The organism is Stenotrophomonas sp. YJH_SMC_120 (assembly GCF_059368675.1).
Genome location: NZ_JCAFRY010000032.1, coordinates 20,226 through 27,881 on the forward strand (window position 1 = coordinate 20,226; position 7,656 = coordinate 27,881).

Genomic DNA, 7,656 nt, shown 5'->3' on the forward strand with positions numbered 1-7,656 from the left:
GGCGGTGCCGGCCAGCGGCCGGCACTACCCAGACCTCGATCAGCCGAGAATGCCCGGCAGATCCAGTCCCTTTTCCTTCGCGCATTCAATCGCGATCTCATAGCCCGCGTCAGCATGGCGCATCACGCCGGTGGCCGGGTCGTTCCACAGCACGCGGCCAATCCGCTTGGCCGCTGCCTCGGTGCCGTCGCAGACGATCACCATGCCGGCGTGCTGCGAGAAGCCCATGCCGACGCCACCACCGTGATGCAGCGACACCCAGGTCGCGCCGCTGGCGGTGTTGAGCAGGGCGTTCAGCAGCGGCCAGTCGGACACCGCATCGGAGCCGTCGGCCATCGCTTCGGTTTCGCGGTTCGGCGAGGCGACGCTGCCACTGTCCAGATGGTCGCGACCGATCACCACCGGCGCCTTCAGTTCGCCGTTGGCGACCATCTCGTTGAATGCCAGGCCAAGTCGATCACGATCACCCAGGCCGACCCAGCAGATGCGCGCCGGCAGGCCCTGGAACTTGATCTTCTCGGCGGCCATGTCCAGCCAGCGGTGCAGGTGCGGGTTGTCCGGAATCAGTTCCTTCACCTTGGCATCGGTCTTGGCGATGTCTTCCGGGTCGCCACTCAGTGCCGCCCAACGGAACGGGCCGATGCCGCGGCAGAACAACGGGCGGATGTAGGCCGGCACGAAACCCGGGAAATCGAAGGCATTGGCCACACCTTCTTCCAGCGCCATCTGCCGCAGGTTGTTGCCGTAGTCCACGGTCGGCACGCCCAGCGCGTGGAAGCCGAGCATGGCGCGGATGTGGTTGGCCATCGATGCGCGCGCGGCCTTCTCCACTTCCTTGGGGGCGGAAACGCGCTTCTCGTCCCACTGCTCGACCGTCCAGCCCTGCGGCAGGTAGCCGTTCACCGGGTCGTGCGCGGAGGTCTGGTCGGTCAGCAGGTCCGGCTTCACGCCGCGCTTGAGAAGTTCGGCCAGCACGTCGGCGACGTTGCCGAGCAGGCCCACCGACTTCGGCGTACCGGCCTTGCACGATTCATCGATCAGGCGCAGCGCTTCGTCCAGGTTGTCGGTCCAGGTATCCAGGTAGCCGGTGCGCAGGCGCATGTCGATGCTGCTCTTGCGGCACTCGACGGCCAGGCAGGAGGCGCCGGCCATCACGGCAGCCAGCGGCTGTGCACCACCCATGCCGCCGAGGCCACCGGTGAACAGCCACTTCCCGGTCAGGTCGCCGCCGAAATGCTGGCGCCCCATTTCCACGAAGGTCTCGTAGGTGCCCTGCACGATGCCCTGCGCGCCGATGTAGATCCAGCTGCCGGCGGTCATCTGGCCGTACATGGCCAGGCCCTTCTTATCCAGCTCGTTGAAGTGGTCCCAGTCGGCCCAGCGCGGCACCAGGTTGGAATTGGCGATCAGCACGCGCGGTGCATCGGCGTGGGTGCGGAACACGCCCACCGGCTTGCCGGACTGCACGAGCAGGGTCTGGTCATCGTCCAGGCGCTTGAGCGTTTCGACGATGGCGTCGAAGCTTTCCCAGTCGCGTGCGGCGCGACCGATGCCGCCATACACCACCAGTTCCTGCGGGCGCTCGGCCACGTCCGGGTGCAGGTTGTTCATCAGCATGCGCAGCGGTGCTTCGGTCAGCCAGCTCTTGGCATTGAGCGTGGTGCCGGTCGGCGCGGCGACAGTGCGGGATGGGTCGTTGCGGGTCATGCGGCGCTCCGGTTCGTAGCGAATTCAAGGCAGGCGTTGAGCACCTGCGCCAGGGTGTGGCGCAGTGGTGCGGCGAGGTCGGGGTCGAGCGGGGTGGGCCAGCTGTGTTCGTCCACCTGGTCCGGCAGGGGCTCGTGCATGTAGCCACGGCAGGCAAGTTCCATCTGCAGGCTGTGCACGCCGCCGGCGATGTTGCTGTAGTGGCGGGTGATCCAGCCGCCCTTGAAGCGGCCGTTACGCACCTGGCTCATGCCACTGATCTTCAGCAGGTTCTCCACCACGTCGCTCAGGGCGTTGTCGCAGGAGGTGTCCGGTGCGCCGGACGGACCAGCAGTCCCCAGGTTGAACTGCGGCAGTTCGCCCTCGAACAGGTGCGGGATATGCGAGCGGATCGAGTGTGCGTCGTACACCACCACGGTGCCGTGGCGTGCACGCAGGCGCGTGATCTGCGAAGCCAGCGCATCGTGGTAAGGCAGGAAATACGTGTCGCGACGACGGGCGATTTCTGCTTCGTCCGGTTCGCGCCCGGCGTGGTAGAGCGGCTGGTTGTCGAAGGTGGTCAGCGGACACAGGCCGGTGGTGTTCTGGCCCGGGTACAGCGACACGCCGCTGGGATCGCGGTTGAGGTCGATCACCGAACGCGAGATCGCCGAGCGCACCGTGGTCGCGCCCATGCCGCGCACGAAGTCGTACAGCTCGTGCACCCACCAGTCGGCATCGCGGCGGGCCAGCCACGGCGAGTGGTAGTCGCCGATCAGGTCGTGCGGCAGCTCGCTGCCGGTATGCGGGAAGCTGACGATGAGGGGGGCATCGCCCTCGTGCACCGTCAACCATTCAGGAAGGGTCGTCATGCCTGCGGTTCCACAGTCGGCAACAGATCGCCCAGGCCCTGCGCCAGCGCGCCACTGCGCACAAGATTCGTGGCGGTCACCATGTCGGGGTGGAAATAGCGGTCTTCTTCCAGCGTCGGCACCTGCGCACGCAGGGTGGCGCGCACCGTTTCCAGCGCGGCGCTGGAGCGCAGCGGCGCATGGAAATCACAGCCCTGCGCGGCGGCCAGCAGCTCGATGCCGATCACGTTGGCGGCGTTCTCGGCCATCTGCATCAGCCGGCGCGCGCCATGCGCGGCCATCGACACATGGTCTTCCTGGTTGGCCGAGGTCGGAATCGAATCAACGCTGGCCGGGTAGGCGCGCTGCTTGTTTTCCGAGACCAGCGCGGCGGCGGTCACCTGCGGAATCATGAAGCCGGAATTCAGGCCCGGGCGCGGGGTCAGGAACGCCGGCAGGCCGGACAGGGCCGGGTCCACCAGCATCGCCAGGCGGCGCTCGCTGATCGAACCGATCTCGCACACCGCCATCGCCAGCATGTCGGCGGCGAAGGCCACCGGCTCGGCGTGGAAGTTGCCACCGGACAGCGCTTCGCCGGTGTCGGTGAACACCAGCGGATTGTCGGACACGCCGTTGGCTTCAATTTCCAGCGTGGTCGCGGCCTGGCGCAGGATGTCCAGCGCCGCGCCCATCACCTGCGGCTGGCAGCGCAGGCAGTACGGGTCCTGCACGCGCACGTCGTTGTCGCGATGCGACTCGCGGATGTCCGAGCCCTGCATCAGCGCGCGCAGGGTGGCGGCGGTGGCGATCTGCCCGCGCTGGCCGCGGATCGCGTGTATGCGCGGGTCGAAGGGCGTGTCGGAACCCTTGGCAGCTTCCACCGACAGCGCGCCGGTGACCAGTGCGGCCTGGAACACGGTCTCGATCTCAAACAGGCCCGCCAGCGCATAGGCGGTGGAGAACTGGGTGCCGTTGAGCAGCGCCAGGCCTTCCTTCGCGCCCAGTTCGATCGGCTGCAGGCCGGCACGTGCCAGTGCGTCGGCTGCCGGTAGGCGCTCGTCACCGATGAAGGCTTCGCCAACGCCCAGCATCACGCTGGCCAGGTGCGAGAGCGGCGCCAGATCGCCCGAGGCACCCACCGAACCCTGTGCGGGCACCACCGGCAGCACGCCCTTGACCAGCATCGCTTCCAGCAGCAGCAGGGTCTCCTCGCGAATGCCTGACGCACCCTGCGCCAGGCTGACCAGCTTAAGCGCCATCATCAGGCGCACCACGCTGGCCGGCATCGGCTCGCCCACGCCGGCGGCATGCGAGAGCACGATGTTCCGCTGCAGGGTGGCCAGATCTTCGCGCTCGATGCGCACGCTGGCCAGCTTGCCGAAACCGGTGTTGATGCCATACACCGGCGCGCCCTTGGCGACGATGGCGGCCACCGCCGCAGCACTGGCGCGCACCACCGGCAGCGCGGCCGGGTCCAGTGCAAGCGGCGCACCGCGATAGACCTGCCGCCACTGGGCAAGAGTGACATGGCCGGGGCGAAGAACCAGGGTGTTGCTCATGTGTTGCTCCAGGAGGCAGGCAGGTCGGGCTGTCCGCGCACCACGCGCGCGTGCAGCGGGTTGAATCCAATGCGATAGACCAGGTCGGCGGGGGCATCGATGTCCCAGATCGCCAGGTCGCAGTCCAGGCCCACGGCGAGGCGGCCGATGCGGTCGCTGCGTCCGAGCGCGCGCGCCGCTTCACGGGTGAAGCCGGCGATGCACTCATCCACGGTCAGGCGGAACAGGGTGGCGCCCATGTTCATCGCCAGCAGCGGGCTGGTCAGCGGCGAAGTGCCCGGATTGCTGTCGGTGGCCAGCGCCAGCGGCACGGCGGCCGCACGCAGCGCAGCGATCGGCGGCAGGGTGGTATCGCGGGTGAAATAGAAGGCGCCAGGCAACAGCACGGCGACGGTGCCGGCGGCGGCCATCGCGGCGATGCCGGCATCGTCCAGATGTTCGATATGGTCGGCCGAGAGGGCACCGAAGCTGGCGGCCAGTTCGGCGCCATGCTGGTTGCTCAGCTGCTCGGCATGGATCTTCACCGCCAGCCCGTTGGCGCGCGCCGCTTCGAAGACCTGCCGCGCCTGCGCCGGCGAGAAGGCGATGTTCTCGCAGAATACGTCCACCGCTTCGGCCAGGCCTTCGGCGGCGATGGCCGGAATCATCACGTTGCACACCTCGCCGGTGTATTCCTGCGCCTCGCGGCCTGGCGGAATCGCGTGTGCGCCGAGGAAGGTGGTCACCACGTTGACCCGGCACTCCTCGCCCAGCGCACGCGCTACCTGCAGCTGCTTGCGTTCGTCGGGCAGGGTCAGGCCGTAGCCGGACTTGATCTCGATCGTGGTCACGCCTTCGGCACGCATCGCCAGCAGGCGCGGCCGGCTTTCGCTGGCCAGCTGTTCCGGGGTGGCAGCACGGGTGGCGCGCACGGTGGAGACGATGCCGCCGCCGGCACGGGCGATCTCGGCATAACTGACGCCCTGCAGGCGCTGCTCGAATTCGTTGGCGCGGTTGCCGGCGTAGACCAGGTGGGTGTGGCAGTCGATCAGGCCGGGCGAGATCCAGCGGCCTTCGCCATCGATGCGGGTGGTCGGCTGCAGGTGGGCGTCGCTGCCGGCCGGGCCGACATGGACGATGCGGCCGCCAGCGCAGGCCAGTACGCCATCGCGGATGACACCCAGCCCCTCGCCATCGAGGGTCATCAGGTGGACATTGGACCAGAGGGTATCGACGTGCATGGCATCCACAACGCGGCTGTGCTTATATGTCTATACAATATAGGCGTCCATTTCGGGTTGTCCAGCCATGTCCGATTCGCGTTCCCCACACTGTTTCCATGCCGCCCACGCCCTGCTGGCCGAGGGCTGGGCCCGCGATGTCCGCCTGCAGATGCAGGACGGCCGCATCACGGCGATCCACATGGGGCAGGGCGCCCAGCACGGCGACACCTGCGTCGGCATCCTGGTGCCGGGCCTGCCCAACCTGCACAGCCACGCCTTCCAGCGCGGCATGGCCGGGCTGACCGAGATCGGCGGCGGTGACGGTGACAGCTTCTGGAGCTGGCGTGAGCTGATGTACCGCTTCCTGGCCCATCTGCGCCCGGACGCAGTGCAGGCCATCGCCGCCCAGGCCTACATGGAAATGCTGGAAAGCGGCTTCACCCGCGTCGGCGAATTCCATTACCTGCACCACGACGCCGATGGTCGCGCCTATGCCAACCGCGCCGAGATGAGTGCACGGATTGCTGCCGCCGCCGATCAGACCGGTATCGGCCTGACCCTGCTGCCGGTGTTCTATGCGCACGCCGATTTCGGTGGCGCGCCGCCGAATCCGGCGCAGCGTCGCCTGATCCACGATGTGGACGGTTTCGCGCAGCTGCTGGACGCCGCCAAGCCGGCACTGGCCGCGCTGCCGGATGCGGTGCTCGGCATCGCGCCGCACAGCCTGCGTGCAGTCACCGGCGAGGAATTGAGTGCGTTGCTGCCGCTGACCGACGGCCCGGTGCACATCCATATCGCCGAGCAGGTGCGTGAAGTCGAGGCCTGCCTGGCCTGGAGCGGCCAGCGTCCGGTGCAGTGGCTGTACGACCATGCACCGGTGGATGCGCGCTGGTGCCTGGTGCACGCCACCCACATCACCGACGATGAGCGCGCCGCCATCGTGGCCAGCCAGGCCGTGGCCGGCCTGTGCCCGATCACCGAAGCCAATCTGGGCGACGGCCTGTTCCCGATGCAGGCGTTCGCGCGCGAGGGCGGGCGCTTCGGTGTCGGCTCCGATTCCAATGTGCTGATCGATGCGGCCGAAGAACTGCGCCTGCTCGAATACGGCCAGCGCCTGACCCTGCGTGGGCGCAACGTACTGGCCCCGGATGCCACCCGCAGCACCGGCCGCTTCCTGTTCGAAGGCGCACTGCACGGTGGTGCACAGGCGCTGGGCGTGGCCGCTGGCCTGCAGGTGGGCGCCAGTGCCGACCTGGTCGAACTGGATGCCGGGCACCCGGCGCTGCACGCGCGACAGGATGACGCATGGCTTGACAGCTGGGTGTTCGCCGCACGTAATGGCGCGCTGCGATCGGTCTGGCGCCATGGCCGCCAATGCGTGGCCGAGGGCCGCCACCTGCAGCGCGAGGCGATCACCACCGCCTTTACCGCCGCCCTGCGTGGCGTGCTGGGCTGATCGCCTCCCGCCACCGAGACCCCATTACGTGAAGGCCAGCAAGTCCGCCACGCTCAACCAGCGTATCCGCAGCGATCTGGAAAGCCGCATCCTCAGTGGAGAGTGGGCGCCGGGCTTCCGGATTCCGTACGAACACGAGCTGATGGAGCAGTACGGCTGCTCGCGGATGACGGTGAACAAGGTGCTGACCGCGTTGGCCGAGAGCGGCATGATCGAACGTCGCCGCCGTGCCGGTTCGTTCGTGGCGCGGCAACCCCCGCACCTGGAGCAGGTGGCGCTGGAGATCCCCGATATCGCGATGGAGGTTGGCTCGCGCGGCCACCAGTACACCTATCGCCTGCTGCAGCGCGACCTGCGCCTTGCCGATGCCGGCAATGCCGGTGAAGTCGAGCTGGCCGGACAGGAAAACCTGCTGGCGATGCGCTGCCTGCATCTGGCCGATGGTCGCCCGCTGGCGCTGGAGCATCGCCTGATCAGCCCGGTGGGCGTGCCTGAGGTACTGGAAGTCGACTTCAGCACTACCGCGCCGGGCAGCTGGCTGCTGCAGAACGTGTCGTGGACCCGTGCCCAGCACCGCATCAGTGCCTGGGGGGCAGATACCGCCACCGCCAAGCTGCTGGACGTGAAGCCCGGTACCGCCTGCCTGGTGATCGAACGCCTGACCTGGCGTGGCGAACAGCCGATCACCCGCGTGCGCCAGGTGTTCCTGGGGGATGCCTGGGACCTGGTGGCGCGCTTCGCGCCGGGCGCGCGATAGGGATTCCATCCACGCATGGCGTGGATCTTATCTCTTGCCAATCTGGCACCTTGGGTGCCGAGAGCCCGGCGTGGGCGACCGTGTGGATCCAGGTCTTGCGACCGAGAAGTAGCTTGGGTCCCCACGCCGGATTCTCCCTGAACCG

At 68.0% G+C, this 7,656-nt stretch carries 6 protein-coding genes; 2 read left to right on the plus strand and 4 right to left on the minus strand.

Annotated elements, in window-relative coordinates:
- Positions 1-39: 39 nt before the first annotated feature.
- From hutU to hutI, 4 genes are read right to left on the minus strand one after another with little or no spacing between them, the layout of a single operon-like run.
- Entirely contained in the window at positions 40-1,707 is a 1,668-nt protein-coding gene (hutU, locus tag AC5P60_RS20910; protein WP_483693955.1) for a urocanate hydratase, read from the minus strand.
- The gene (gene hutG / locus AC5P60_RS20915) at positions 1,704-2,558 is read right to left on the minus strand and encodes an N-formylglutamate deformylase (RefSeq protein ID WP_099484029.1); all 855 of its coding nucleotides are present in this window, start codon (positions 2,556-2,558) and stop codon (positions 1,704-1,706) included. The genes hutU and hutG overlap by 4 nt, the downstream gene beginning before the upstream one ends.
- Positions 2,555-4,096, minus strand: coding sequence for a histidine ammonia-lyase (gene hutH / locus AC5P60_RS20920; protein WP_024956379.1), 1,542 nt, complete (start codon positions 4,094-4,096; stop codon positions 2,555-2,557). Before hutH ends, hutG begins: the two co-directional genes overlap by 4 nt.
- Entirely contained in the window at positions 4,093-5,316 is a 1,224-nt protein-coding gene (gene hutI, locus AC5P60_RS20925) for an imidazolonepropionase (RefSeq protein ID WP_024956380.1), read from the minus strand. Before hutI ends, hutH begins: the two co-directional genes overlap by 4 nt.
- A 67-nt stretch (positions 5,317-5,383) precedes the next feature.
- On the opposite strand from hutI, the gene AC5P60_RS20930 reads away from it, so the two are divergent.
- Both AC5P60_RS20930 and hutC read left to right on the plus strand, forming a co-directional pair.
- Complete coding sequence (locus tag AC5P60_RS20930; protein WP_483693954.1) at positions 5,384-6,754, plus strand: formimidoylglutamate deiminase; 1,371 nt, start codon at positions 5,384-5,386, stop codon at positions 6,752-6,754.
- 28 nt (positions 6,755-6,782) lie between these two features.
- On the plus strand, positions 6,783-7,511 hold the full coding sequence (gene hutC / locus AC5P60_RS20935; RefSeq protein ID WP_005410189.1) for a histidine utilization transcriptional repressor HutC: 729 nt from the start codon (positions 6,783-6,785) through the stop codon (positions 7,509-7,511).
- Positions 7,512-7,656 lie beyond the last annotated feature (145 nt).